Raw genomic sequence first — 24,815 nt, 5'->3', positions numbered from 1 at the left:
TGACGGTGCATCAATTCCGGCCCCATTGGCGGCCCCCTGCCAGAAAATGCACCCCTTCGTGGCCCCTCTCCTACGGCATGCCCGCGCCGTTCAATGACTAACAGCCGCCCAGCGCGAGGAATCACCGATCCCCCTCGGCTCCATGGAAGAGCGCCGGGCGGCCCCTGACTACCGGAGGCCGCTGTGACGACCAGGACGACGCTGCCGCGCACAAAGCACGGCCCGATCCATGCCGACACTTCTTTGGTGGCCGCCGCACTTGACGTGCCCGCCATGCAGCGCCGCCGCTGCATGCGGCACATGCCCTGCGCCCCCGAGTCGGCGAGGAGTGCCCGGCACCTGGTCCAGGAGAAGCTGACCGAGTGGGGCCGCCTCGATCTACTGGAAGAAGCTCGGCTGATCGTCTCGGAACTGGTCGGCAACGCAGCCCGGCATACCGGTTGCACCCGGCTGTGTGTCGCACTCGGGCTGGACGGTGACCGGCTCCGACTGACGGTCCGCGATTCGTCGCGCACTCTGCCCGTGGTCATCAAGAGTGGGGTCACCGAGACGTCTGGGCGCGGCATGGGCCTCGTCGACAGCATCGCCAACCGCTGGGGCGTCGATGAAGCCCCATTCGGCAAATGGGTTTGGGCCGAGATCGGTTGACCTCACCAGACGCACTGCGGCAGGTGGGCCAGCACGGCGTCACAGCTACCGAATGCCGCTCAGCGAAGGAGGAAACACGTGCATGACCTGATCGCCAGCCCGTTCCTGGACGAATACCTGTTGGTGCGCCCCGGTGGCCGGGGTGGTCTCCGGCTCCCGCGGGCCAAGTACGAGGATCTGCGCGCCCTGGGTACCGCCGAGACCGCCCCCTCGTGGCTCGCGGACGCCGTGCGCGCCCAGTGGGCCGACCTGGACGTGACCGGCCGTCCTGCAAGTGACTTCCCGCCCCGCACTCAGGACGCACCTGCCGTTGAGGGAATCGAGGCCCTCGGCCAACAGCCCGAAGCCATCCGGACCACCTTCCCCGAGTTCGCCGAGAAGCTGGCCGGCGAGGGCTTTGTGTTCCTGCACTCCCGGATCGACAGCGTCGGCCCCGTGCTGGTCGCTGTCCAGGACGAGCGCGTAGTAGGCGGAATCGGCCCCATGGAGACCATGGCCGACCCCATCGGTAGGCGACGACTCCTCCCGCAGTACTTCGGTGTTCTGCCGGAATACCGAGGACTCGGCCTCGGGCGGCTCCTGTGGCGCTCGGCGATGCACTGGGGCAAGGAGTGCGGCGCCGACTACCAGCTCTTGCAGACAGCTGCCGGGGGCGCATCCGACCGGCTGTGCCAGAGCGAGGGCCTAGCCGACCTCGGATTCGTCTGCACCACCACCGTCTGACGAGAGCCTCACGACGGGCGAGGAGCCGCTGAAGAGGCGAAGTGAGTGGCGGTCGCCGAAGGTGTGGCGATCACGTGGCGATCGGACCGCCGGGAACGACGTTTCCGCAGGTCGCTGCTCGTGAAGAGACTGTTCCCGGCGTACAGGCCGACTCTTCCGCCCCTGGCTTCACGAGGGCCCTGCGACCTGCGGAAACGACAGGGCGCAGGGCCCTTCGTCATGCCCGGTCCGGCTCCGCCGGGGAGTTCCGGATGCGGCCCGCGGCGGGGCGGCGCCACGATGGAGGCAGCGGGCAACGCCCGAATCCGAGAGGAAGGGGGCGCGACCATGGCCCCTCCGGCACAGGACACGTGCAGTCGCATGCGGGTGTGGATGACCACGGCCGAGCACGCGGTGGACCGCGACCACACGGCGGTGGCGGACGACCAGACCCGGCTCGCGCAGCTGAACGCCCAGAACCCTCCCGATCCGGTGAGGGTCTCCGAGACCGAGGCGGGACTGGCCGCGGACCGCAGACAGCTGTCGTACGACGAGAAGCGGCTGTCCGACCTCCAGCACAAGTACGACCAGGAGTGCGCGGACCCCCCGCCCTCGGCGACGCGGTGACGCCCCGGACGGGAGATGCCCGCCCCGGCCGGGGCGGGCACGGCGGTCTCAGGCGGGGTGGGCGCCGACGGCGTCGCGGATCTGGTCGCCGAGGCCGCCACTGACGCGGGCGCAGTTGGCGCAGCAGAAGAACATGCCGGCGACCTCGACGCCGTGGCCGACGATGCGGACGTGGCACTGTTCGCAGCGTGGCGCGAGTTTCTCCATCGCGCACTCGAAGCTGTCGAAGGTGTAGGTGTCGCCGGTGACCGTCTTGATCTCGAAGGCCAGCCAGTAGTCGTTGCCGCAGGTGACGCAGATTGCCATGGCGGCCGTCTCCTTCCGGTGGGGCCGCGGCCCGGGGTGGTCGCGCGGTCACTTCCAGTCTTGGAGGCTCCCGGGGAGACGGCCACTCGGCGTCGCCGTCAGGCGGAACGGGCGGAGAGTTCCTCCAGGGCGCGGACGGCGCGGTCGGCGTCGTCGGCGGCGACGAACAGGTGGTCGTGGTGGAAGCCGGCCACCACGTTGCAGCTGATGCCCTCCTCGGCGAGCCGGCCGGACACGGCGGCGGTGAGTCCGACGGCCTCCAGTGCCGAGTGGATCCGCAGGGTGATCCAGGCCGCCACGTACTCGTAGCGCAGCCCGAGCGCGTCCGCCTCCTCCTGGGCGACCACCATCGTCACCCCCTCGGGCTCGGCGACGGTCACCACCGGCCGCATGCCGGCGGGCACCCGCGCGGGGAGCGTGCAGTAGACGTACCGCCCCGGGTTGAGCTGCGGGCTCATCGCGCGCAGCAGTGTCGCGAGGTCTCGTTCTGCGGCCATGCCCGCCACCGTAGCGGCTGGGCGGGGGATGCGCGGTGCTCCGTGGGCGTGTCGGAATCCGTTGACGAGCGATAGTCACCGATATATCGTCGAACTATCGAGACAGTGACTCGACTGCCTCGTTGAACCTCTGGGATTCGAGGAGGTGGGCGCGATGCGCTCAGAACGTCAGGGAAGGCGATTCCGCTGGGAGGACCCGCGCGGCGGCGGTCGGCGCCGCGGCCCGGGCCCGGGGTTCCGGGGGATGCCCGGGCAGGGCGAGGGTCGGGAGGCGTTCGGCGGGTTCGGCCCGCCGTTCGGCGGCGGCCCCGGCCGGCCGATGGGCGGCCCGTACGGGCACGGCTTCGGCGGGCACGGTGGCCGGCGCGGTGGTCCGCACGGGCGGCGCGGCGGGCGGGCCCGGCGCGGTGACGTCCGGGCCTCGCTGCTGGCGCTGCTCAAGGAGCGGCCGATGCACGGCTACGAGATGATCGCCGAGATCACCGAGCGGACCGGCGGGGCCTGGCGGCCCAGTCCCGGGTCGATCTACCCCAACCTCCAGCTGCTGGAGGAGGAGGGTCTGATCACCGCGGAGGAGGTCGGCGGCAAGCGGCTGGTCTCGCTCACCGAGGCGGGCCGGGCCGAGGCCGACGCCGGGCCGGCCGAGCCGTGGGCGGAAGCCGGCCGGGAGGTCGACTGGGAGGCCGTCCAGGAGGTCGGCCAGGCGCTCGCCGCCGTCGACCAGGCGATCCGCCAGGTCATGACCACCGGCACCGAGGCGCAGCGCGCCAAGGGGCTGACGGTGCTGACCGAGGCCCGCAAGAAGCTGTACCTCATCCTCGCCGAGGATGACTGACCGGTCCTGGGGGACGGGGCGGGCGGTGCCGCTGCCCGGGCGGTCGGGCGGTCGGGCGGTCCGGGGACGGCCTCACGGCCGGACCACGAACAGTGCCACGCACACCAGCAGCAGCACCGCCCACCCGAACCAGAGCCAGGCGCTCGGCCCGATGACCACGCTGTGGACGCACACCGCCGGCAGCAGCAGCCCGGTGACGCCGGCCACCTGCCGGTTGTGGTGCTCGACCGCCCGGGAGCGGCTCCTCGGGTGCCGTACCGTCCTCGCCATGCCGACCTCCCGGGGGGAGCGTGCGGAGGAAGGGGGCGGCCGTCAGCCGGAGGCCGCCTCGTCGTACTCGTAGCGCCAGAACCAGCTCAGGCCCCGAACCTGCTTGCTCCGGACGTACACCAGTGTGCGTGCGGGGGCCTCGCCGTGCGCGGGGACCGGGACCTTGTACTTCTTCGGCACGCCGAGTATCGGCCCCAGCGGGATCGGCAGGATCGTTCCGTCCAGGGGGCCGCCGACGAATTCGGTGTCCGCGCTCTTCATCCCTCCAGGGTCTCACCTCCGCCGAGGACCCGGGACCGGCCGGGCACCGGCCCGGGAGCGGTCCCGGAGCGACCGGGGCCGCGTCGGGAGTGTGACCGGAGAGGCACCGCCCCCGGTCATCCGGAAGCCCTCCGCACCCTTATCCTTCCTGTTACGCCCTCGGGGTCCACCCCGGGTCAGCGGGCCCCGTACGGGCCGGTCGAGGCGCGAATCCGCGCGCCCTCCGGTCGACTTGGCGCGGACAGCGTGCTGCCGCGACTGCGTACCGTGACCCGGGCGTCGGCCGTCCGGTGACCCCGGGCCGCGGCCGGCAGGGCGCGGACGTCAGGGCCGAGCACCCCGGGAAGCAGCCGGGGGTGCCGTGCGTTGCGTCGAGTGGTACGTCGAACGCTGTGTCGCACCAGGCACGGCAGTTGCGCGGAAGGGGCCCGATGGAAGCCGGCAGCAGGTGGACGACCTGGTGGCAGAAGCGTGATCGTCAGCGGGCGGGGGGCTCGGACGACCCGGCCGCCGGACTCGATCAGCTGCTCGGCGCGGTGCGCGCCGGATTCCCGCTCGCGCCGGCCACCCACCCGGCCGGCTACCGGTGCTCCTGCGACCGGGTGGCCTGCCCGGCCCCCGCCCAGCACCCGGTCTCCTTCGCCTGGCAGACCCAGGCCACCACCGACCCCGAACAGCTCTCCCGCTGGCTCGCCCGCGACCCGCAGGCCAACTTCGTCACCGCCACCGGCCGGGTGCACGACGTGCTGGACGTCCCGGCGGAGGCCGGCCGGCTGGCGCTGGAACGGCTGACGGCGCTGGGCGTCGAGGGCCCGGTCGCCGCCGTCGGCGAGGACCGCTACCTCTTCTTCACCGCCACCCGCGGCACCCCGCAGGACGAGGACGAGTGGTGGCCGAGCGCGCTCGACTCCACCCCGGACACCATGTCCGAGCACCCCGGCCTGCGCTGGCACTGCCGCGGCTCGTACACCCTGCTGCCGCCGGCCGCGTTGCCGGACGGCTCCCACGTGCGGTGGCTGCGCGGGCCCGAGCAGCCGCTGCCGGACCCGCTGCGCGTCCTGGACGTGCTCACCGACGCCTGCACCGAGGTGGGCGCCGTCGCCGAGGAGCAGTGGCTGATCGGCTAGACGCCCACCGGGCGGCGCCGGACACCGCTGCGCGGGTCACGGCGCCGCGGGTCACGGCAGGGTGAGGATCTCCGCGCCGTCCGCCGTGACCACCAGGGTGTGCTCGAACTGGGCGGTGCGCTTGCGGTCCTTGGTGACGACGGTCCAGCCGTCCTCCCAGATCTCGTAGTCGTAGGTGCCCAGGGTCAGCATCGGCTCGATGGTGAAGGTCATGCCCGGCTTGATCACCTCGGTGGCCCGCTCGCTGTCGTAGTGCGGGATGATCAGGCCGGAGTGGAACGACGTGTTGATGCCGTGCCCGGTGAAGTCCCGCACCACGCCGTAGTCGAAGCGCTTGGCGTAGGACTCGATGACCCGCCCGATGACGTTGATCTGACGGCCCGGCTTGACCGCCTTGATCGCCCGGTTGAGGGATTCCCGGGTGCGCTCGACCAGCAGCCGGGACTCCTCGTCCACGTCGCCGACCAGGTAGGTGGCGTTGAGGTCGCCGTGCACCCCGTGGATGTACGCGGTGGCGTCGATGTTGACGATGTCGCCGTCCTGGAGCACGGTCGAGTCCGGGATGCCGTGGCAGATCACCTCGTTGATCGAGGTGCAGACGGACTTGGGGAAGCCCCGGTAGCCGAGGTCGGACGGGTAGGCGCCGTGGTCGCACATGTACGCGTGGGCGACGGCGTCCAGCGCGTCGGTGGTGACACCGGGGGCGATCAGCTTGGCCGCCTCCTCCATCGCCCGGGCGGCGATCCCGCCCGCGATCCGCATCTTCTCGATCGTCTCGGCGGTCTGCACCTCGGGCCCGGTGTACGGCGTCGGCGCGGGCTTGCCGACGTACTCGGGGCGCGCGATGTTCGCCGGGACCTTGCGGATGGGGGACTGGATGCCGGGTACGAGAGCCATGCCGCGAGTCTAGTCGCCGGGCCGATCCGGACCCTGGGCGATCCCCGCCGGTCCAGGGCGGTGTGCGTCCCGGCCCGGGGCGGGGAATGATCGGTACCGACCCAGTCCTTCCGGCCTTCTGAACAGGAGAGCGCGATGCCCCTCGGATTCAACCGCAAGCCGACCGGCAAGCCCGGCGAGTGGTTCTACTGCATCAAGCACGACAAGGTCGAAGAGGGCCCGGAGTGCCCGGCGAAGGACCGCCTCGGCCCCTACGCCAGCCCCGAGGAGGCCGCCCAGGCCCTGCGCATCGCCGACGAACGCAACCGCGAGTGGCAGAACGACCCGCGCTGGAGCGACCAGCCGAAGGACGACGCCGAGTAGACCCGGGCCGGCGGCGTCGGCTCGATCGCGCCCATGTGTACTCGTCTCGCAGCCCGACCGGCGGCGACTGCGGGTGGGTGACTACCGCATCGTCTACACGGTCGACAACGGGCAGTTGGTGGTGTGGGTGGTCCACGTCGGCCACTGCTCCACGATCTACGGCCCCTGACGGAGCGCCCGGTAACCCCGGGACGGGGTGCCGGTCACGTCGCCGGGGTGGCCTCGGGTTCGGCGTGTTCGTGGGCGGCGCGGACGGCGGCGGCGTGGGGGTCGGTGCGGTCGTCGTAGGCGAGCAGCTTCGGGAGGGCGGCGGCGACCGCGAGCACGGCGACGACGCAGGCCACGCCGCCGGTCCAGACGGCGGCGCGCACGCCGATCAGTCCGGCCATGGTGCCGGCCCTGACCTGGCCGAGCTGCGGGCCGACGGAGTAGCTGAGCAGTTCGACGCCGGCCATCCGGCCGCGCAGCTCGTCCGGGATGGACTGGTTCCACATGGTCGAGCGGGCGAGCCCGCTGATCTCGTCGGCGCCGCCGGCCAGCGCCAGGCCGAGCAGCACCAGCCAGATGTGCTCGGACAGGCCGGCGAGTGCCATCGCCCCGCCCCAGCCGACGGCGGCGGCCACCAGCAGCCGTCCGTGCCGGTGGACGCGGGAGGTCCAGCCGCTGGTCGCGCCGACCAGCAGGGCGCCGAGGGCGGAGGCCGCGTACATCGGCCCGAGCGCCCAGTCCGCCCCCAACTCCGAGGCCAGGAACGGGAAGACGGCCACCGGGTAGGCGAACAGCATGGCGCAGGTGTCGATCGCGTAGGTGCCGAGCAGGTCCTTGCGGCTCCAGGCGTACCGGACGCCGTTCAACACCGCCTGGACGGAAGGCCGTTCGGCACCGGTGGGCGGCGGCACCGCCTTGATCCGGACGAGCAGCAGCAGCGAGGCGGCGAAGGTGAGGATGTCCAGCGCGTACGCGGTCTGCACCCCGGCGAAGGCCACCACCACACCGGCCAGCGCCGGCCCGGCGATCGAGGCGACGTTGTGGTAGAGCGACTTGAGGGCGAACGCGGCCGCCAGGTGCTGGTGCGGGACGACCCGCGGGGTGAGCGAGTCCAGCGCCGGGCGCTGGAGGCCGTCGGCGGCCGCGGCCAGTGCGGCGACCACATAGACCGGCCAGAGCAGCGGGTGCGGCAGCAGGGCGTTGAGCAGCAGCAGCCCGGCCAGCAGGCCGAGCGCGGCCTCGGCGCGCAGCACCAGCTTCCGGCGGTCCAGGGCGTCGGCGAGGGCGCCGCCCCACAGGCCGAAGACGATCAGCGGGACGAGTTCGACGGCGCCGATCAGACCGACCGCGAAGGAGGAGCCGGTGAGCTCCTTGATCTGCATCGGCACGGCGATGAACGTCAGGAAGCTGCCGAAGCTGGTGACGCAGCCGGACGTCCACAGGTAGCGGAAGTCACGGGAGGCGCGCCAGGGGGACAGGTCGGGCGTCAGCGAGCGCACCAGCTTCCGGGCGCGTCCGGACACGGGGGGATGCGGGGGTTCGTCGACGTTCACGAACCATCATCCTCGGGTGGTGGTCACGCCTTCCGCAAAGGGTTTTCCACGTGGTGACGGACCGGCACGTGCCGACGGACCGAAGGCCGCCCCCGGCTACCAGCGGCTGATCGCGGGCGTCGACGTCAGCCGCCCGGCGAGGTCGGCGAGCCGGGCCCGGACGGAGCGGAGGCCGGGCCGCTGCCCGGCGGCGGCGCTGACCAGGTGCTGGGCGAGGTCGAAGGGCTCCTCGGCGGCGGTGCCGACGACCAGCCGCTCGTGCGCGAGCTCGCGGAGCTCATCGAGACCGCCGAGACCGTCGTGACCGCCGTGACCGCCAGGACGGGCGAGGCCGCCGAGGCCGCCGGGTTCACCGGGCCCGCCCGGCCCGCCCGGCCCGCCCCCGTCCAGCGCCAGCACCGTCGCGCCGTGCCGCCGGGCGTCGTGCACCCGCTCCAGCAGCGGGGCGCCGGCCGTCCGCGGGACCACCAGCAGCACGGTGGCGCCTCGCCCGGCCTCGGCGAGTCTGCGCAGATCGTGCGTCAGATGGGCGGGGGCGTCGGCCGGCGGGCTGTGCCGCAGCAGGGTGGGTGCCAGCCCGGGGACGTCCGACCAGGCGGCCTGGTCGTCCAGGTGGGCGGCCAGGTGCCAGGGCTCGTACGTCTCGGTTCCGACCAGCAGCAGCCCGCTCGCCCCGCGCCGGTCCACCGATCGGCGCAGCGCCCCGGCGAAGCCGCCGACCGCCTCCAGCCAGCCCGTTCCCGTCAGCCGTTCCCGGAGTGCCGAAACTCTCACCGCGTCCATGCGGCCCAGGATGTCCCGCGAGGCCCGGGATTTGGCAGGATCGGCCCATGACTTCCCTCGATTCAGCGACAAACCCGGCCCACGAGGTACCCGACGTCTCGCAGTTGGTGGTCGGTGTCCTCGGCGGCACCGGCGACCAGGGGCGGGGCCTGGCCCTGCGGCTGGCCAAGGCCGGCCAGCAGGTGATCATCGGCTCCCGCGACGCCGCCCGGGCCGAGGCCTCGGCGGCCGAGCTGGGCCTCGGCGTGCGCGGCGCCGACAACGCCACCGTCGCCCGGGAGAGCGACGTGGTGATCATCGCGGTCCCGTGGGACGGCCACGCCGCCACCCTGACGGCGCTGCGCGAGGAGCTCGCGGGCAAGATCGTCGTCGACTGCGTCAACCCGCTGGGCTTCGACAAGCAGGGCGCGTACGCGCTGAAGCCGGAGGAGGGCAGCGCCGCCGAGCAGGCCGCCGCGCTGCTGCCGGACTCCCGGGTCACCGCCGCGTTCCACCACCTGTCGGCCGTGCTGCTCCAGGACGAGTCGGTGGAGTCCGTCGACACCGACGTCATGGTGCTCGGCGACGACCGGGAGGCCACGGACATCGTCCGGGGCCTGGCCGGCCGCATCCCCGGGATGCGCGGCGTCTTCGCGGGCCGGCTGCGCAACGCCCACCAGGTGGAGGCGCTGGTGGCCAACCTGATCTCGGTCAACCGCCGCTACAAGGCCCACGCGGGTCTGCGGATCACCGACGTCTGAGCGACGGCCCGTCCTACCGGTCGTCCCCGGGTCCGCCCTGACCGACAGGACGGGCCCGACGGCCGTGTCGACCTCACCCCTGGCCCGGCGCCGGAGGTGAGGTCGGCGACAATGGGTGGCGGCCGTGACCCGGCCGCCCGCACCCGTTCTAGGAGCCTTCCGCCATGCCTCGCACGTCCGTCTTCGCCCTGGCCGCCGTCGTCCTCGCGCTCGTGGCCCTCGTGGTCTCGCTGGTCCAGGGCTTCTGGCTGGGCCTGATCTGGCTGCCGCTGGCCGGGGTGGCCAGCAACGTGCTGTGGATGAACCGCCGCCGGGCCAAGATCGCCGCCGCGGTCGCCGAGCAGGGCTGAGCCGGCCCGGCAACCAGCCGGGGCTAGTTCTTCCAGAAGCTGAACAGGTACCGGCCGAGCGTCGCGTAGTCCTGGTCCACGCCGAACAGGGTCATCAGGCCGTGGACGATCCCGAAGAAGAACTGGTTCACCTGGGGCTGCCACAGCAGCGCGAACACCGCGAGCATCCCGTACGGCGCGAACGGCTCGACCGCGCGCCGGGTCTTGTACGACAGCCAGGGCTCGACGATGCCGTAGCCGTCCAGCCCGGGCACCGGCAGCAGGTTCAGCACCGCGGCGCTCAGCTGCAGGAAGCCGAGGAAGCCCAGCGCGCCGGAGAACGGCGAGATGATCAGCTCGTAGCCGTTCCAGTACGCGTGCACGGTGGGATCGTCCAGCCAGCCCGCGCCGATCGGGATCAGCAGCGCCGCCGCGATGAGCAGGTTGACCAGCGGGCCGGCCGCCGAGACCAGGCTGTGCTTGAGCCGGCCCTGGATGCGGTGGCGCTCGATCCAGACCGAGCCGCCGGGCAGGCCGATGCCGCCGAGGATCACGAAGACGATCGGCAGCACGAAGCTGAGCAGTACGTTGGCGTACTTCAGCGGGTTGAGCGTGAGGTAGCCCTTGGCGCCGACGGTGATGTCGCCGCCGTGCAGCGCGGTGCGCGCGTGGGCGTACTCGTGCAGGCAGAGGGAGACCATCCAGCCCGCGACCACGAACAGGAACACCCCGAACGAGGCGTTGCCGTAACCCTGGTACACCGCCCAGCCGGAGGTGCCGAGGACGGCGAGGAGCACCCAGAACACCGGGCTGATCCGGCGGTCCTCGCTGCGGGAGCGCGGCGTGGCGGCGAAGGTCATGGTGTGGGTGCTCCGTGGGCAGGGGAAGAGGATCGGCTTCGGACCGTGGTCGATCATGCCGGGCGGTCCGGTGGCCGGACAAGCGGCTCCCGGTGAACGTCCGGGAGCGCGGTGGCGTTCCACCCTACGCGCCCGCCGGGGGAGGGGCCCAGGACAAATGTGCGGCCCTTCCCCCGGCGATCGACCAGAATGGTCCGGTGTACTACGGCATCCTCGGGACGACGACGGCCCACCACGACGACGGCACCCCGGTGCCGATCGGCGGCGCCCGGCTGAGGGCCCTGCTCAGCGCCCTCGTCCTGCGGCAGGGCCGTCCGGTCCCGGCCGACCTCCTGGTGGACGAGGTGTGGGACGCCGATCCGCCGCAGGACTCCTCCGCCGCGCTCCAGACCCTGGTCGGCCGGCTGCGCCGCACCATCGGCCGGGACGAGGTCGGCTCCGGCCCGGCCGGGTACTGGCTGACCGCCCCGGCCTCCGACCTCGCCGACTTCCAGCGGCTGACCGGCGAGGGCCGCCGCGCCCTGGACGCCGGGGACGACGCGCTCGCCGCCGAGAGGTTGCGCGCGGCGCTGGCACTGTGGCGCGGCCCCGCGCTGGCCGACCTGCCGGACCGCGGCGGCCCGGCCGTCCGGTTGGAGGCCCAGCGCGAGGAGGCCCGCCGCCACCGGATCACCGCCGAACTCGGCCTCGGCCGGGCCGCGGAGCTGGTCGCCGAACTGGCCGAGCTGTGCGAACGGCAGCCGCTGGACGAGTCGTTGCAGCTGCTGATGATCCGGGCGCTGCACGGGAGCGGGCGGACGGCCGAGGCGCTGCGCCACTACGAGCGGACCAGGCGCGCGCTGGCCGAGGAGCTCGGCGTCGACCCGGGCCGCGGACTTCGCGCCCTGCACGCCGAGTTGCTCGCCCCGACGCCCGCGACGCCCGCAGCCCTCACAACCCCCGCAACCCCCGCAACCCCCGCGGAGCAGCGGGCGTCGAAGCCGGAGCCCGCCGGCTCCCCGACCCCCGGGCCCGACGCCGCACCCGCGTCCCAACTCCCGCGCCCCGGCGGCAACCTGCGCGGCCGGCTGACCAGCTTCGTCGGCCGTGAGGACGATCTCGCCACGCTGCGCGGGATGCTGACGGACCGTCGGTTGGTGACCCTGACCGGCCCCGGCGGCTCCGGCAAGACCAGCCTCTCGACCGAGGCCGGCCGCGCCGAACAGTCCGCCGGGGGCTGGCCGGACGGCGTCTGGGTGGTCGAACTCGCCCCGCTGGAGAGCCCGGGCGCGGTGCCCGCCGCCGTGGTCTCGGCGCTCGGCCTGCGCGAGATCGTGCTGCACAGCACCAGCATGGTCGCCGAGGTGATCGAGAAGCGGGCCGAGGACCCGGTGCGTCGGCTGGTCGAGCACTGCCGCCACCGCCGGATGCTGCTCGTCCTGGACAACTGCGAGCACCTGATCCAGGCCGCCGCCGACCTCGCCGACGCCCTGCTCGCCGAGTGCCCCGGGCTGACGGTGCTCGCCACCAGCCGTGAGCCGCTGGGCGTGCCCGGCGAGACGGTGCTGCCGGTCGAGCCGCTGCCCGACCCGGTCGCGCTGCGGCTGTTCGCCGAGCGCGCGGCCACCGCCCGTCCGGGATTCGACCCGCAGGGCGACCCGGAGGCCTGCGCGGAGATCTGCCGCCGGCTGGACGGGCTGCCGCTGGCCATCGAACTGGCCGCCGCCCGGCTGCGGGTGATGACGGCGCGCCAGATAGCCGACCGGTTGGACGGCCGGTTCGCGCTGCTCACCGCGGGCAGCCGCACCCTGCTGCCGCGCCAGCAGACGCTGCGCGCGGTGGTCGACTGGAGCTGGGACCTGCTGGGCAAGCGGGAGCGGGCGGTGCTGCGCCGGCTCTCGGTGTTCGCGGGCGGCTGGCAGCTGGAGGACGCCGAGACGGTCTGCGCCGACGGCGTCGAGGTGGCCTCCGGCGAGGTCGCCGACCTGCTGCTGTCACTCGTCGACAAGTCCCTGCTGGTGGCCGACCTGGACGGGGCCAGCCTGCCGCGCTACCGGATGCTGGAGACCATCCACGAGTACGCGACCGAGCGCCTCGCCGAGTCCGCCGCAGAGCGCACCGCCACCGAGGCCCGCCACCTGGCGTACTTCCGCACCCTGGTCGCCGTCTCCGACGGGCAGATCCACGGCCCCCGGCAGCTGCACTGGCTGGCCGTGCTGGAGCGCGAGCAGGACAACATCCGGACGGCGCTGCGCCGGGCGATCGACCTGCGGGACGAGGAGCAGGCGCTGCTCATCGCGGTGGGCATGAGCTGGTACTGGTCGCTGCGCGGCTACAGCCTGGAGGCGCGCACCTGGTACAACGCGGTCGCCGCGCTCGGCCCGGACCCGTTCGGCCCGGACGCCCCGCGGCCGGTGCCGCTGGAGCGCAGCGTCTTCGCGTACGAGCTGCCGCTGTCCGCCGGGGTGGTCGAGGAGGCCCGCCGGCTGCTCGCGATGTTCCGGCTGATCGGGCTGTTCGAGGGCAACCTGGACGTCCTGGGCGACCCGGAGGCGATCCGGGTCGCCCAGCGGCTGATGGACGCCTACACGCCGGACCTGCCGCAGGCCTACCGCTTCCCCGGGCTGATGCGGGTGTTCGGCGCCTTCCTGGCCGGCCGCACGGACGTGATGAAGGAGCTGATCGACGACGCCGTCCGCGGCTGCGAGCAGTACGGCGAGGTGAGCGACCTGGCCTTCATCCTCCAGGTGCGGGCCAGGATGATGAACGACTGGCCGAGCGGTGCGGAGCAGAGCATCGTGGACGGCGAGCGCTCGCTGGAGCTGTACGAGCGGTCGGGTGACCTCTGGGGGACCTCCCAGGCGCTGTCCGCGCACGGCGAGTCGCTGGCCAACCGGGGCGAGTCCGCGGCCGCCGCCGAGGCGTACGCGCGGGCGATCGAGCTGGTCGAGGAGCTGGGCGCGTCGCAGGAGGTGCCGATCCTGCGGGTGAACCTGGGCAGCGCCCTCCTGGAGCACGACATGGACCGCGGCGAGCGGGTCATCCGCGAGGCGCTGGCCTTGATCGACACCCCGGGCCTCAACCAGTCCACCACCGGGGCACTGATGTTCGGCCACCTGGCGCTCTGCGGCATCCACGCCCAACGGGGCGAGTTCGCGCAGGCGCTGGCCGAGCTGGACAGGCTGGACACGGTCCGGGTCGGCGGTTTCGCGCCGAGCCTGGTGAGCGGGATGCTGCGGAGCTCCCGCGGCTGGATCATCGCCCGGGCCGGGGATCCGGAGGCGGGGTTCGAGCTGCTGCGCGACGGCTGGCGGCAGCTGCGGGCGGTGACGGCGGCGAGCGGCTTCGCCGAACACATGACGGTCCTGGTGGTGCCCGCGGTGACGGCGGTGCTGTGCGCCTTCGCCCAGCGCGACGGGGACCTGGAGCGGGCCCGGGTGGCGGCCGTGCTGACCGCCGCGCACGGTGGCCTGAACGGCCCCAAGGGCGGCTACCTGGACCGGGCCGAGCGGGTGCGCACCGAGGCCGTCCTGCGGGAGCTGCTGGGCGGGGCCGGGTACGAGGAGGCCCGGGCCGGCGGGGTCGGGATGACCCAGGAGCAGGTCTTCGAGGTGCTGGAGGGGCTGATCGGCTAGCCCCTGCGGTCGAGCCGGTGCGGCGGCGCGCGGTCGAGCCCGTACGGCCGGCGCCCGTCCCCTGGTCACCGGCCGCACGGGCCCGTACGTCGGCCGGCGCCCCGTCCCGGGCGGCCGGCCGTCCTGCCCGTCGGCCTTTCCCCCGCGGGGCCGACGGTGGTCGGGTGGGTCAGGTCCGCTTGCGGAAGCGGGCGACCGCCAGCGGGGCGAAGACCGCGGTGACGGCGGCCGACCAGATCAGCACGATCATCACCGGATGGGCCACCGGGCCCTCGCCGTTGAGCAGCGAGCGGGAGGCGTCGGCCAGCGCCGACAGCGGATTGATCTTGGTGAAGGCCTGCAGCCAGCCCGGCATGGTGTCGGTCCGGGCGAAGATCGAGCTGCCGAACTGCATCGGCATCAGGACCAGCATGGCCACGCCCTGGACGGCCTGGGCGCTGCGCAGGGCCATGCCCAGCAGCATCGAGATCCAGACGATCGACATGCCGAACACCAGGCCCAGGCCGATCGTGGCCAGCACCTCCAGCAGACCGGTCTTCACCTCGAAGCCGATGCACATCGCGAAGCCGATCAGGATCGCGAAGGAGAGCAGCCCGCGGAGGGTCTCGGCGGCGATCTTGGACAGCAGCACCGAGGACCGGCCGATCGGCAGGGTGCGGAAACGGTCCATCACGCCGGTCTGGAAGTCGCTGTTGAGGCCGGTGCCGACGGCCATCGCGAGGGTGAGGCCGGTCTGCCCGAGGAGCCCGGGGATCAGGTACTGCTTGTAGGTGTCCTGGTCGCCGGCCATCGCGCCGCCGAAGACGTAGACGAACAGCACGGTGAAGATGATCGGCATCAGCACGGCGTCGAACATCGACTCCGGGTCGGCCTTGATCCGCATCAGGTTGCGCCGGGTCAGCGCGCCGACGTGGCGCAGGGCGCCGACCAGGCCGATCCGGCTGTCCTCCGCCGACGGCCGGGTGGTGCGGCCCGGTGCGGGGGTGAGCGTGGCGGTGGTCATGCGACGGGCTCCTTGACGAGGCTGGGGGCGGTGTCCGCGGCGGACGCGGGCTTGCCGGTGATGGCGAGGAAGACCTCGTCCAGGCTGGGCACCTTGGTGTCGATGCCGGCGACGGCGAAGCCGCGGGTGCCGAGCACCCCGATCACCGCGGTCAGCTGCGCGTCGTCGGTGATCGGCACCGCGAGCAGCCCGGTGTCGGTGGACACGGTGGCGTTGGTGATGCCGATGTCCCGCAGGCAGTGGGCCATGTCCGGCAGCTCGGCCGGGTGGGCCGGGCGCACCTGGAGGGTCTGGCCGCCGACCTTGGCCTTGAGCTCGGAGACGGCGCCGTTGGCGATCACCCGGCCGCGGTCGATGACGGTCAGCTCGTTCGCGAGCTGCTCCGCCTCCTCCATGTACTGGGTGGTCAGCAGCACGGTGGTGCCCTCGGAGACCATCCGCTGCACCTCGTCCCAGACCTCGTTGCGGGTGCGCGGGTCCAGGCCGGTGGTGGGCTCGTCCAGGTAGAGCACCCGGGGGCGGCCGATCATGCTGGCGGCCAGGTCGAGCCGGCGGCGCATGCCGCCGGAGTAGGTCTTGGCGGTCCGCTTGGCGGCCTCGGTGAGCGAGAAGCGCTCCAGCAGCTCGGTGGCCCTGGCCTTGGCGTCGCGGCGGGAGAGGTCGAGCAGCCGGCCGATCAGGTAGAGGTTCTCGTACCCGGAGAGCAGCTCGTCCACGGAGGCGTACTGGCCGGTGAGGCCGATCGTGCGGCGCAGCTGCTTGGGTTGGCGCAGCACGTCGTAGCCGCCGACGTACGCGGTGCCGGCGTCCGGCTTGATCAGGGTGGAGAGGATGCGCACCAGGGTCGTCTTGCCGGCGCCGTTGGGGCCGAGCACGCCGAGGACGGTGCCCTCCCTGACGGTGAGGTCGACCCCGTCGAGGGCCTTGGTCCCACCGAAGTGTTTGACGATGCCGTGCACCTCCACGGCGTGTGCGGAGGTGGTTCCCCGGTCGTTCGGGGCCGTCGCGATTCGTGTCATGCCCCCAGGCTGTCCGCCGCCGCTGTCAGCTCCCTGTCGGGCCCGCCCCGTCCGCTGTCAGGCCGCTGTCACCGGTTCTCGGCCGCGCCCGCGGACACGACAGCGGCCCCGCTCCGGGCTGTGGAGCGGGGCCGTGGGGCCGTGTGCGTCGGCGGAAGGCGCCGTCGCGTCAGTGGAAGCTGTGCTCCGCCGCCGGGAAGGCGCCGGTGCGCACGTCCTCGGCGTACGCCCGGGCGGCGTCGCCGAGGACGGTCCGCAGGTCGGCGTACTGCTTGACGAACTTGGGCACCCGGCCGGCCGTCATGCCGGCCATGTCGGTCCAGACCAGCACCTGCGCGTCGGTGTCCGGCCCGCCGCCGATGCCGACGGTCGGGATCGCCAGCTGCTCGGTGACCTGGGCGGCCAGCTCGGCCGGGACGGCCTCCAGGACCACCGCGAAGGCGCCCGCCTGCTGGACGGCCTTGGCGTCGCGCAGCAGCCGGTGCGCCGCCTCGTCGCCGCGCCCCTGGACCGGGTAGCCGCCGAGGGCGTGCACGGACTGCGGGGTGAGGCCGATGTGGGCCATCACCGGGACGCCGGCCTCGACCAGCAGCTCGATCGAGCGGGCGCTGCGCTCCCCGCCCTCCAGCTTGACCGCGCCGACCCCGGCCTCCTTCATCAGCCGGGCCGCGTTGTGCATGGCCTGCGCGGGGGACTCCTGGTACGAGCCGAACGGCAGGTCGGCGACGATCATGGACCGCTTGGTGCCGCGGACGACGGCGGCGGAGAGCATCACCATCTGATCCATGGTCACCGGGACGGTGGTCTCGTAGCCGAGGTGGCAGTTGCCCGCCGAGTCGCCGACCAGCAGCACCGGGATGCCGGCCTCGTCGAACACGCCCGCGGTGAGGGCGTCGTAGGCGGTGAGCATCGACCACTTCTCGCCGCGCTGCTTGGCGGCGGCGAGGTCGCGGACGGTGACCCGGCGGTTGGTGACCCCGCCGTAGAGGGAGGTGGTCGACGCCTGGTTCTGGGCAGGCGAAGGCGTAGAAGCGTTCATCGAACGGACTCCTGAAGGGTTGTCGTCTCGTGGCGCCGTACGGCGTCCCCGGATCACCTCCATGCTTGCACGCCCCGGCTCCGGCGCAAAGAGGGGTGCGGTCGTCCCGGTGCGATCCGGGACACACCGGGCGTGCGGGCCGCCCCGGGCCAGGGCGCGCGGGAGCCTCCCGAATTTGCCCGCCCTTTACGAAACGGATTCGGCTCGTATCGTATCGGCCGCTACTCTGGTGCGGGGGGTTGCGAGACGTGCTCGGCTCGTAAATGCCCGCCAGTGCCACGCCAACACGGACGGGAAGAACCATGACCACCGCAGCCGCGCCACCTCGTGTGTCGGAAGCCATCCACCGTCGGCGCTGGGTGATCCTCGCCACCCTGCTGCTCGCCCTGCTCGTCGTCGTCCTCGACAACTCGATCCTCAACGTCGCGATGAAGACCATCGCGACCCCCGCGCCGGTCGGACTCGGAGCCACCCAGAGCGACCTGGAATGGTCGATCAACTCCTACACCCTGGTCTTCGCGGGACTGCTGTTCACCTCAGGCCTGCTCGGCGACCGGTTCGGCCGCAAGCGCGCTCTGCTGGCCGGCATGCTGGTCTTCGGAGTCGCCTCGCTGCTGTCCGCGCTGGCCGCCTCGCCCGGTGAACTCATCGGATACCGCGCCCTGATGGGCGTCGGCGGCGCGCTCGCGATGCCCGCCACGCTGGCGATCATCATGAACGTCTTCGAGCGCTCCGAGCAGCCCAAGGCGATCGGGATCTGGGCCGGCGCGGTCGGTCTGGCCATCGCCATCGGCCCGATCACCGGCGGCCTGCTGATCGAGCACTTCTGGTGGGGCTCGGTCTTCCTGGTCAACGTCCCGATCGTGGTCGTCGCGCTGGTCGCGATGGTGATCCTCGTCCCCGAGTCCAAGGACCCCAACCCGGGCCGGATGGACCCCGTCGGCGTGCTGCTGTCGATCGTCGGCCTGGTCGCGCTGATCTACGGCATCATCAAGGGCGGCGAGCTGGCCGACTTCACCGCGGTCGAGGCCTGGGTGCCGACCCTGGTCGGCGTGCTCGCCCTGGCCGCCTTCGTCTGGTTCGAGCGCCGCACCCCGTTCCCCGCGCTGGACGTCACCTGGTTCCGCAACCGGGTGTTCAGCGCCTCCGTGGTGGTCGTCGGCGTGATCTTCTTCGCGCTGATGGGCGTCTCCTTCTTCGGCGTCTTCTACATCCAGAGCGTGCGCGGCTACAGCGCCCTCCAGGCCGGCGTGCTGATGCTGCCGCTGGCCGCCGCCCAGCTGGTGTTCGCCCCGCGGGCCCGGCTGGTGGTCGACCGGCTCGGCGTCGCCGCCACCGCCACCGGCGGCATGCTGCTGGTCGCGCTCGGGTTCCTCGGCTACGTCGTGCTGACCGCCACCAGCCCGATCTGGGTGCTGGTCCTGCTCGGCCTGGTGATGGGCGCCGGCATGGCGCACGTCATGCCGCCGGTCACCGTCGCGATCATGGCCTCGCTGCCCCGGGAGAAGGCCGGCGCCGGCTCGGCCGTCAACAACACCTTCCGCCAGGTCGGCGGCTCGCTCGGGGTCGCCGTGCTCGGCGCCGTGCTCTCCACCGCCTACCGCGACGGGATGGCCGACACCCTCACCCGGCTGCCCGAGGACCTGCGCGACAAGGCCGGCGAGTCGCTGGAGGCCACCCTGGCCATCGCCGACCGCATCCCCGGCGGCCAGGCGCTGATCGCCCCGGCGAACGACTCCTTCATCCACGCCATGCACGTGGTCGCCTCGCTCTCGGTGGGCGTCTCGCTGGTCGGCGCCGTGGTCGCCTGGTTCCTGCTGCCGCGCCGCCCGGCCACCCCCGCGGGCCCGGCCGGTCCGGCCCCCGAACAGCGCGGCCAGGCACGGGAGGCCGCGGCCGCGGACGCCCGACCTGCGGCCGGCGCGCGCCGTGACTGAGTGACAATGGCCCTGTCATCCGGGTACGCCACCGGGTGGCGGGGCCGACCACGAGGGAGAGACAGCGGGGATGAAGACGGACACGCCGACCGCCGGCACCGGGCAGCACTGCGCCGAGGTACGCCGTGGCCGGCCCCGCAGCGAGGCCGCCGAGCAGGCCATCCTCACGGCCGTCGAGGACCTGATGGCCGGCGGCACCGCGCTGTCGGAGCTCACCATCGAGGGCATCGCCGCCGCGGGCGGCGTCGGCAAGGCCACCATCTACCGGCGCTGGCCCAACAAGGAAGCCCTGCTGGTCGACGTGGTCAGCCGGCTGGAGGAGCCGCTGCCCGAGTCCGCCGGCGCCGGCGCCCGGGCCGACCTGATCGCCCTGGTGGACCACATCCGCCGGCGCGGCCTGGCCAAGCGAACCCGCTGGGTGCTCAAGGCCGCCCTCGGCCAGATGCAGACCCTGCCCGAGCTGTACTCCGCCTACCGCGAGCGGGTGATCAAACCGCGCCGGGAGGTCGGGCTCCGCCTGATCCGCCAGGCCGTCGCCGAGGGCGTGATCCGCGACGACCTCGACGTGGACCTGCTCAACGACCTGCTGCTCGGGCCGATCCTCTACCGCAGCATCCTGTGGGACGACTCCGACCTGGAGGACCCGGACCTGGCCCGCAAGCTGGTCGACTCCGTGCTCGAGGGCCTCGCACCCCGCTGACCGGGCCGCCCCCGCGCGGCCTCGCCCGCCCCCCCGGCCCGGCCTCGCCCCGGACGTGGCCTCCCTCACCAAACCGGGCCACGCCGGAACCCGCTCAGCAGGCCCGACGTCTGTCCCGGCATAGGCTGAGCCGGGTCCGACCACACCGGCACCGACCCGGTAGACGCCCGCACTCACGACGGGCCGGGCACCGGAACGGCGACGGCACGAGCGACGGGAGCCACTTCATGGCGCAGGCGGACAGGACCGAGCGGATCGCGGCCCCCGGGGGCGGCGCCGACGGCCCGGCCCCCACGGCGCGCCGCGGCGGCTTCCTCGGCCTGCGCCACTGGGGCCGGGACGCCCGCGGCAGCGGCACCTGGCGGCGCGGCCTGGTGATCGCCGCGCTGGCCGTGCTCACCGCCGCGCTGCTCGCCTTCCACGCCGAGGTACCCAACAGCGTCGGCAACCTCGGCAGCCTGCTGGAGACCTTCCTGCCCTGGCTGGGCCTGGCCGTCCCGGTGCTGCTGGTGCCCGCGCTGCTGCGCCGCTCCGCCACCGCGCTGGTCGCCCTGCTGCTGCCCCTGGTGCTCTGGGTCAACCTGTTCGGCGGCCTGCTGTCGGACAAGAGCGGCGGCAAGGGCGACTGGACGGTGGTCAGCCACAACGTCGCCGCCGCCAACACCGACGTGCCGGGCACCATCCGCACCCTGGTGGACTCCGGCGCCCAGATCGTCGCCCTGCAGGAGCTGGCCGGCCGGCAGCTGCGCTCGTACGAGACCGGGCTCGCCGCCGCCTACCCGCACCACACCGTGGAGGGCACGGTCGGGCTCTGGTCGAAGTACCCGATCGGGGACGTCTCCCCGGTGGACCTGAAGATGGGCTGGACCAGGGCCTTCCGCGCCGAGGTCACCACCCCGCAGGGCCCGCTCGCGGTGTACGTGGCGCACCTGCCCTCGGTGCGGCTGAAGGCCGAGGGCGGCTTCACCGTCAACCAGCGGGACCTCAGCGCGCAGGCGCTCGGCGACGCGATCGAGGCCGAGCCGCTGAAGAAGGTCCTGCTGCTCGGCGACCTCAACGGCACCATGAACGACCGCAGCCTGGCGCCGGTCACCTCGCAGATGCGCTCGGCCCAGGGCGCCGCCGGAGACGGCTTCGGCTTCAGCTGGCCGGCCGCCTTCCCGACGGCCCGGATCGACCAGATCATGAGCAAGGGCGGGCTGGACCCGGTGGACTCCCGCACCCTGCCCCGGGACGGCAGCGACCACCTCGGGGTGGCCGCCAGCTACCGCTACCAGCCCGTCCGCTAGCCGCGCCGCCAGCGGTTGGTGATCGGCAGGCGGCGGTCCCGGCCGAAGTTCTTGGCCGAGATCTTCGGGCCCGGCGGGTACTGGCGCCGCTTGTACTCGGCGGTGTCGACGAGCCGGACCACCCGGTCCACCAGGGCCGGGTCGAAGCCGGCCGCGACGATCGCGTCCCGGCCCTCGTCGCCCTCGATGTAGCGGGTCAGCACGCTGTCCAGCACGTCGTAGTCGGGCAGCGAGTCGGTGTCCACCTGGTCCGGCCGCAGCTCGGCGGACGGCGGCTTGGTGATGGTGTGCTCCGGGATCGGGGGCACCTCGCCGCGCCGCTCGGCCTCCTCGTTGCGCCAGCGTGCCAGCCGGAAGACCAGTGACTTGTAGACGTCCTTGATGGGCCCGTAGGCGCCCACCGAGTCTCCGTACAGGGTCGAGTAGCCGACCGCCAGCTCGCTCTTGTTGCCGGGCGCGAGCACGAGGTGCCCCTCCTGGTTGGAGATCGCCATCAGCAGGGTGCCGCGCAGCCGGGACTGGAGGTTCTCCTCGGCCAGGCCGGTCAGTTCGGTCGCCCCCAGGTAGGCGTCGAACATCGGGGCGATGGAGACGGTCCGCAGCGACAGCCCGGTGCGGCGGGCCAGTTCGGCCGCGTCGTCCCGGGAGTGCTGGGAGGAGTAGCGGCTGGGCATGGAGACGCAGTGCACGTTCCGCGCGCCCACCGCGTCCACCGCGATCGCGGCCACCAGCGCCGAGTCGATGCCGCCGGAGAGGCCGAGCAGCACCGACCGGAAGCCGTTCTTGGTCACGTACGCCCGGGTGCCGGAGACCAGCGCGGCCCAGATCTCGGCCTCGTCCGAGATCCGCGGCGCCACCCCGGCGGTGAGCCGCACCGCGGGCGCGGCCTGCGGCTCGCCGCCCAGCTCGGTGAGGACCAGGTGCAGGCCGTCGCTCAGCAGCAGCCCGTCGGTGTCGTCGCTCGCGGCGGCCGGCAGATCGAGGTCCAGCACCACCAGGTGCTCCTCGAACTGCGGTGCGCGGGCCAGGACTTCGCCGTCCGTGCCGACCACGATCGAGTCGCCGTCGAAGACCAGCTCGTCCTGGCCGCCGACCATGTTGACGTACGCCAGGGTGCAGCCGGCCTCGGCCGCCCGGCGCCGCACCAGCTCCAGCCGCTGGTCGTCCTTGTTCCGCTCGTACGGGGAACCGTTGACCACCAGCAGCAGCCCGGCGCCGGCCTCGCGGGCGGCGGTGACCCGCCCGCCGTCCTGCCAGATGTCCTCGCAGATGGCCAGGGCGACGTCCACCCCGCGCACCCGCAGCACCGGCAGCTGGTCGCCCGGGACGAACCAGCGGAACTCGTCGAACACGCCGTAGTTGGGCAGGTGGTGCTTGGCGAAGCGGGTCACCACCTCGCCCCGGTGCAGCACCGCGGCGCAGTTCTGCGGGGAGCCGGCCGGGCGGTTGAAACGCGGCGAGGCGTGCTCCGAACGCCCGAGGTAGCCGACCACCACCGGGACCTCGCCCAGCCCGTCCGCCGCCAGCCGGTCGGCCAGCCCGACCAGCGCGGCGCGGGAGGCCTCGACGAAGGATCCGCGCAGGGCGAGGTCCTCCACCGGGTACCCGGTGAGGGCCATCTCGGGGAAGGCGACCAGCTGCGCGCCGGCCTCCACGGCCAGCCTGGTCCAGCGCACCACCTCGTCGCCGTTGCGGTCGAGGTCACCGACCCAGGGGTCGATCTGGCTCAGGGCGAGACGGAGATTGGGCATGCCCCGAGTGTAATCGTCTAACTGACGCTATGTCCTGGGTGGGGAGTGACGGCGGGGGTCGGCGCTGCCGGGTCGGGCGGAGATCGGCCATGATGGGGGCAGCCGCTTTACGAGGTCTTTGCGGGGGCCTCCGAGGCGTAACACGAGCGTAAAGAGCAGAGGTGAGACTGTCCCCATGGGCAAGCAGCAACAGTTCGTGCTTCGGACGCTCGAAGAGCGTGACATCCGGTTCGTCCGGCTGTGGTTCACCGACGTGCTCGGGTTCCTGAAGTCGGTCGCGGTGGCCCCGGCCGAGCTGGAACAGGCCTTCGAGGAGGGCATCGGCTTCGACGGCTCGGCGATCGAGGGATTCGCCCGGGTGTACGAGTCCGACATGATCGCCAAGCCCGACCCGACCACCTTCCAGATCCTGCCGTGGCGCTCCGAGACCCCGGGCACCGCCCGGATGTTCTGCGACATCCTGATGCCCGACGGCTCGCCGTCCTTCGCCGACCCCCGGTTCGTGCTCAAGCGCACCCTGGAGAAGGCCTCCGAGCAGGGCTTCACCTTCTACACCCACCCGGAGATCGAGTTCTTCCTGCTGAAGAACCTGCCCGGCGACGGCACCCCGCCGATCCCCGCCGACCAGTCCGGCTACTTCGACCACACCCCGCGCGGGGTGGGCCACGACTTCCGCCGCCAGGCGATCACCATGCTGGAGTCGATGGGCATCTCGGTCGAGTTCTCGCACCACGAGGGCGCCCCCGGCCAGCAGGAGATCGACCTGCGCTACGCCGACGCGCTGTCCACCGCCGACAACATCATGACCTTCCGACTGGTCATGAAGGAGGTCGCGCTGGAGCAGGGCGTACACGCGAGCTTCATGCCCAAGCCGTTCTCCGAGCACCCCGGCAGCGGCATGCACACCCACGTCTCGCTGTTCGAGGGCGACCGCAACGCCTTCCACGAGTCCGGCGCCGAGTACCAGCTGTCCAAGGTCGGCCGCTCCTTCATCGCCGGCCTGCTGAAGCACGCCGCCGAGACCGCCGCCGTCACCAACCAGTGGGTGAACTCGTACAAGCGGATCTGGGGCGGCTCCCAGCGCACCGCCGGAGCCGGCGGCGAGGCGCCGTCCTACATCTGCTGGGGCCACAACAACCGCTCGGCGCTGATCCGGGTCCCGATGTACAAGCCGGGCAAGCAGGGCTCCACCCGGATCGAGGTCCGCTCGCTGGACACCGGCTGCAACCCCTACCTCGCCTACGCCGTCACCCTCGCGGCCGGCCTGAAGGGCATCGAGGAGGGCTACGAACTCCCGCCCGGTGCCGACGACGACGTGTGGGCGCTCACCGACTCCGAGCGGCGCGCCCTCGGCATCCAACCGATGCCGCAGAACCTCGGCGAGGCCATCGACCTGATGCAGCGCAGCGAGCTCGTCGCCGAGACCCTCGGCGAGCACGTGTTCGACTTCTTCCTGCGCAACAAGAAGCACGAGTGGGAGGAGTACCGCTCCGAGGTCACCCCCTTCGAGCTGCGGAAGAACCTCCAGGTGCTCTGACGGTTCGTCGGCCGGTCCGGGCCGCTCGGGCGGTGTACCCCACGCACGCTAATCCGCTGGGCCAATGAGGTTACTCTGCAGCGGTGCGCGCCATGGCGGGGTGACGCGGAGGCGTAAGCAGAAGATCCGTTCTGCGGATC

General features: G+C 72.8%; 25 protein-coding genes. 13 read left to right on the top strand and 12 right to left on the bottom strand.

Translation table 11 applies throughout. From position 1 onward, the window contains the following. The first annotated feature begins 183 nt into the window (after positions 1-183). The 3 genes from ACWDBE_RS05075 (at position 184) to ACWDBE_RS05065 (ending at position 1,977) form a co-directional block, all read left to right on the top strand. A complete protein-coding gene (locus ACWDBE_RS05075; protein ID WP_449807238.1) occupies positions 184-648 on the top strand; it encodes an ATP-binding protein in 465 nt (154 codons plus the stop codon). A 78-nt stretch (positions 649-726) separates the two neighbouring features. Next, positions 727-1,371, top strand: coding sequence for a GNAT family N-acetyltransferase (locus ACWDBE_RS05070; protein WP_449807237.1), 645 nt, complete (start codon positions 727-729; stop codon positions 1,369-1,371). A gap of 372 nt (positions 1,372-1,743) precedes the next feature. Further along, complete coding sequence (locus ACWDBE_RS05065; RefSeq protein ID WP_449807236.1) at positions 1,744-1,977, top strand: hypothetical protein; 234 nt, start codon at positions 1,744-1,746, stop codon at positions 1,975-1,977. Positions 1,978-2,025: 48 nt separating this feature from the next. Here ACWDBE_RS05065 and ACWDBE_RS05060 read toward each other — a convergent pair whose 3' ends face one another. Then, on the bottom strand, positions 2,026-2,283 hold the full coding sequence (locus ACWDBE_RS05060) for a Prokaryotic metallothionein (RefSeq protein ID WP_449789237.1): 258 nt from the start codon (positions 2,281-2,283) through the stop codon (positions 2,026-2,028). A gap of 98 nt (positions 2,284-2,381) precedes the next feature. After that, entirely contained in the window at positions 2,382-2,780 is a 399-nt protein-coding gene (locus tag ACWDBE_RS05055) for an ACT domain-containing protein (protein WP_392869558.1), read from the bottom strand. 154 nt (positions 2,781-2,934) lie between these two features. On the opposite strand from ACWDBE_RS05055, the gene ACWDBE_RS05050 reads away from it, so the two are divergent. Beyond that, positions 2,935-3,615 (top strand): PadR family transcriptional regulator, encoded by a 681-nt coding sequence (locus tag ACWDBE_RS05050; RefSeq protein WP_449807235.1) that lies wholly within the window; start codon positions 2,935-2,937, stop codon positions 3,613-3,615. A gap of 72 nt (positions 3,616-3,687) precedes the next feature. On the opposite strand, the gene ACWDBE_RS05045 is transcribed toward ACWDBE_RS05050, so the two are convergent. Next, positions 3,688-3,885: a hypothetical protein gene (locus ACWDBE_RS05045; RefSeq protein WP_449807234.1), complete on the bottom strand. Its 198-nt coding sequence runs from the start codon at positions 3,883-3,885 to the stop codon at positions 3,688-3,690. A 42-nt stretch (positions 3,886-3,927) separates the two neighbouring features. Beyond that, the gene (locus ACWDBE_RS05040; protein WP_392869552.1) at positions 3,928-4,146 is read right to left on the bottom strand and encodes a hypothetical protein; all 219 of its coding nucleotides are present in this window, start codon (positions 4,144-4,146) and stop codon (positions 3,928-3,930) included. A gap of 431 nt (positions 4,147-4,577) precedes the next feature. On the opposite strand from ACWDBE_RS05040, the gene ACWDBE_RS05035 reads away from it, so the two are divergent. Next, positions 4,578-5,273, top strand: a complete 696-nt coding sequence (locus ACWDBE_RS05035) for a bifunctional DNA primase/polymerase (RefSeq protein WP_392869550.1) — start codon at positions 4,578-4,580, stop codon at positions 5,271-5,273. 51 nt (positions 5,274-5,324) lie between these two features. Here ACWDBE_RS05035 and map read toward each other — a convergent pair whose 3' ends face one another. Next, complete coding sequence (gene map, locus ACWDBE_RS05030) at positions 5,325-6,170, bottom strand: type I methionyl aminopeptidase (RefSeq protein WP_449789241.1); 846 nt, start codon at positions 6,168-6,170, stop codon at positions 5,325-5,327. A 40-nt stretch (positions 6,171-6,210) separates the two neighbouring features. Here map and ACWDBE_RS05025 point away from each other — a divergent pair, with 40 nt between their 5' ends. Next, positions 6,211-6,702 (top strand): type II toxin-antitoxin system RelE family toxin, encoded by a 492-nt coding sequence (locus tag ACWDBE_RS05025; protein WP_449807417.1) that lies wholly within the window; start codon positions 6,211-6,213, stop codon positions 6,700-6,702. Positions 6,703-6,736: 34 nt separating this feature from the next. Here ACWDBE_RS05025 and ACWDBE_RS05020 read toward each other — a convergent pair whose 3' ends face one another. Together ACWDBE_RS05020 and ACWDBE_RS05015 are read right to left on the bottom strand one after the other, a co-directional pair. After that, positions 6,737-8,044: an MFS transporter gene (locus tag ACWDBE_RS05020; protein WP_449807233.1), complete on the bottom strand. Its 1,308-nt coding sequence runs from the start codon at positions 8,042-8,044 to the stop codon at positions 6,737-6,739. Positions 8,045-8,170: 126 nt separating this feature from the next. Then, entirely contained in the window at positions 8,171-8,857 is a 687-nt protein-coding gene (locus tag ACWDBE_RS05015) for a hypothetical protein (RefSeq protein WP_449807232.1), read from the bottom strand. Positions 8,858-8,904: 47 nt separating this feature from the next. On the opposite strand from ACWDBE_RS05015, the gene npdG reads away from it, so the two are divergent. Then, positions 8,905-9,597 carry an NADPH-dependent F420 reductase gene (npdG, locus tag ACWDBE_RS05010; RefSeq protein ID WP_449789244.1) on the top strand — a complete coding sequence of 231 codons (693 nt, stop codon included), beginning with the start codon at positions 8,905-8,907 and terminating at the stop codon, positions 9,595-9,597. 164 nt (positions 9,598-9,761) lie between these two features. Continuing rightward, the gene (locus ACWDBE_RS05005; protein ID WP_392869538.1) at positions 9,762-9,947 is read left to right on the top strand and encodes a hypothetical protein; all 186 of its coding nucleotides are present in this window, start codon (positions 9,762-9,764) and stop codon (positions 9,945-9,947) included. 23 nt (positions 9,948-9,970) lie between these two features. Here ACWDBE_RS05005 and ACWDBE_RS05000 read toward each other — a convergent pair whose 3' ends face one another. Beyond that, on the bottom strand, positions 9,971-10,786 hold the full coding sequence (locus tag ACWDBE_RS05000) for a site-2 protease family protein (RefSeq protein WP_449789245.1): 816 nt from the start codon (positions 10,784-10,786) through the stop codon (positions 9,971-9,973). Positions 10,787-10,983: 197 nt separating this feature from the next. On the opposite strand from ACWDBE_RS05000, the gene ACWDBE_RS04995 reads away from it, so the two are divergent. Beyond that, entirely contained in the window at positions 10,984-14,400 is a 3,417-nt protein-coding gene (locus ACWDBE_RS04995) for an AfsR/SARP family transcriptional regulator (RefSeq protein WP_449807231.1), read from the top strand. A gap of 169 nt (positions 14,401-14,569) precedes the next feature. Here the strand turns inward: ACWDBE_RS04995 and ACWDBE_RS04990 are convergent, their stop codons facing one another. The 3 genes from ACWDBE_RS04990 to panB form a co-directional block, all read right to left on the bottom strand. Next, positions 14,570-15,403, bottom strand: a complete 834-nt coding sequence (locus ACWDBE_RS04990; protein ID WP_449807230.1) for an ABC transporter permease — start codon at positions 15,401-15,403, stop codon at positions 14,570-14,572. Further along, positions 15,400-16,422, bottom strand: a complete 1,023-nt coding sequence (locus tag ACWDBE_RS04985) for an ATP-binding cassette domain-containing protein (protein WP_449807229.1) — start codon at positions 16,420-16,422, stop codon at positions 15,400-15,402. Before ACWDBE_RS04985 ends, ACWDBE_RS04990 begins: the two co-directional genes overlap by 4 nt. 169 nt (positions 16,423-16,591) lie before the next feature. After that, the gene (panB, locus tag ACWDBE_RS04980) at positions 16,592-17,461 is read right to left on the bottom strand and encodes a 3-methyl-2-oxobutanoate hydroxymethyltransferase (RefSeq protein ID WP_449789249.1); all 870 of its coding nucleotides are present in this window, start codon (positions 17,459-17,461) and stop codon (positions 16,592-16,594) included. A gap of 302 nt (positions 17,462-17,763) precedes the next feature. Between panB and ACWDBE_RS04975 the strand changes: the two genes are divergently transcribed. The 3 genes from ACWDBE_RS04975 to ACWDBE_RS04965 all read left to right on the top strand — a co-directional run bounded on the left by ACWDBE_RS04975 (position 17,764) and on the right by ACWDBE_RS04965 (position 21,387). Then, complete coding sequence (locus ACWDBE_RS04975) at positions 17,764-19,398, top strand: DHA2 family efflux MFS transporter permease subunit (protein ID WP_449807228.1); 1,635 nt, start codon at positions 17,764-17,766, stop codon at positions 19,396-19,398. 70 nt (positions 19,399-19,468) lie between these two features. Then, entirely contained in the window at positions 19,469-20,098 is a 630-nt protein-coding gene (locus ACWDBE_RS04970) for a TetR/AcrR family transcriptional regulator (RefSeq protein WP_449789251.1), read from the top strand. Positions 20,099-20,325: 227 nt separating this feature from the next. Then, a complete protein-coding gene (locus ACWDBE_RS04965) occupies positions 20,326-21,387 on the top strand; it encodes an endonuclease/exonuclease/phosphatase family protein (protein ID WP_449807227.1) in 1,062 nt (353 codons plus the stop codon). On the opposite strand, the gene ACWDBE_RS04960 is transcribed toward ACWDBE_RS04965, so the two are convergent. Beyond that, positions 21,384-23,138, bottom strand: coding sequence for an NAD+ synthase (locus ACWDBE_RS04960; RefSeq protein WP_449807226.1), 1,755 nt, complete (start codon positions 23,136-23,138; stop codon positions 21,384-21,386). The genes ACWDBE_RS04965 and ACWDBE_RS04960 overlap by 4 nt on opposite strands. A gap of 175 nt (positions 23,139-23,313) precedes the next feature. Here ACWDBE_RS04960 and ACWDBE_RS04955 point away from each other — a divergent pair, with 175 nt between their 5' ends. Beyond that, positions 23,314-24,675: a glutamine synthetase family protein gene (locus tag ACWDBE_RS04955; protein WP_402412135.1), complete on the top strand. Its 1,362-nt coding sequence runs from the start codon at positions 23,314-23,316 to the stop codon at positions 24,673-24,675. The last annotated feature ends 140 nt before the right edge of the window (positions 24,676-24,815 follow it).

The organism is Kitasatospora sp. NPDC001132, assembly GCF_053598415.1.
This window is presented reverse-complemented; position numbering and strand designations above follow the sequence as displayed.

Coding starts and splice junctions, on each gene's coding strand:
- ACWDBE_RS05000 (WP_449789245.1), bottom strand. CDS start 10,786: ATGACCTTCGCCGCCACGCCGCGCTCCCGCAGCGAGGACCGCCGGATC.
- npdG (WP_449789244.1), top strand. CDS start 8,905: ATGACTTCCCTCGATTCAGCGACAAACCCGGCCCACGAGGTACCCGAC.
- ACWDBE_RS04955 (WP_402412135.1), top strand. CDS start 23,314: ATGGGCAAGCAGCAACAGTTCGTGCTTCGGACGCTCGAAGAGCGTGAC.
- ACWDBE_RS04990 (WP_449807230.1), bottom strand. CDS start 15,403: ATGACCACCGCCACGCTCACCCCCGCACCGGGCCGCACCACCCGGCCG.
- panB (WP_449789249.1), bottom strand. CDS start 17,461: ATGAACGCTTCTACGCCTTCGCCTGCCCAGAACCAGGCGTCGACCACC.
- ACWDBE_RS05050 (WP_449807235.1), top strand. CDS start 2,935: ATGCGCTCAGAACGTCAGGGAAGGCGATTCCGCTGGGAGGACCCGCGC.
- map (WP_449789241.1), bottom strand. CDS start 6,170: ATGGCTCTCGTACCCGGCATCCAGTCCCCCATCCGCAAGGTCCCGGCG.
- ACWDBE_RS05040 (WP_392869552.1), bottom strand. CDS start 4,146: ATGAAGAGCGCGGACACCGAATTCGTCGGCGGCCCCCTGGACGGAACG.
- ACWDBE_RS05055 (WP_392869558.1), bottom strand. CDS start 2,780: ATGGCCGCAGAACGAGACCTCGCGACACTGCTGCGCGCGATGAGCCCG.
- ACWDBE_RS04965 (WP_449807227.1), top strand. CDS start 20,326: ATGGCGCAGGCGGACAGGACCGAGCGGATCGCGGCCCCCGGGGGCGGC.
- ACWDBE_RS05005 (WP_392869538.1), top strand. CDS start 9,762: ATGCCTCGCACGTCCGTCTTCGCCCTGGCCGCCGTCGTCCTCGCGCTC.
- ACWDBE_RS04960 (WP_449807226.1), bottom strand. CDS start 23,138: ATGCCCAATCTCCGTCTCGCCCTGAGCCAGATCGACCCCTGGGTCGGT.
- ACWDBE_RS05065 (WP_449807236.1), top strand. CDS start 1,744: ATGACCACGGCCGAGCACGCGGTGGACCGCGACCACACGGCGGTGGCG.
- ACWDBE_RS04975 (WP_449807228.1), top strand. CDS start 17,764: ATGACCACCGCAGCCGCGCCACCTCGTGTGTCGGAAGCCATCCACCGT.
- ACWDBE_RS05060 (WP_449789237.1), bottom strand. CDS start 2,283: ATGGCAATCTGCGTCACCTGCGGCAACGACTACTGGCTGGCCTTCGAG.
- ACWDBE_RS04970 (WP_449789251.1), top strand. CDS start 19,469: ATGAAGACGGACACGCCGACCGCCGGCACCGGGCAGCACTGCGCCGAG.
- ACWDBE_RS04985 (WP_449807229.1), bottom strand. CDS start 16,422: ATGACACGAATCGCGACGGCCCCGAACGACCGGGGAACCACCTCCGCA.
- ACWDBE_RS05035 (WP_392869550.1), top strand. CDS start 4,578: ATGGAAGCCGGCAGCAGGTGGACGACCTGGTGGCAGAAGCGTGATCGT.
- ACWDBE_RS05015 (WP_449807232.1), bottom strand. CDS start 8,857: ATGGACGCGGTGAGAGTTTCGGCACTCCGGGAACGGCTGACGGGAACG.
- ACWDBE_RS05045 (WP_449807234.1), bottom strand. CDS start 3,885: ATGGCGAGGACGGTACGGCACCCGAGGAGCCGCTCCCGGGCGGTCGAG.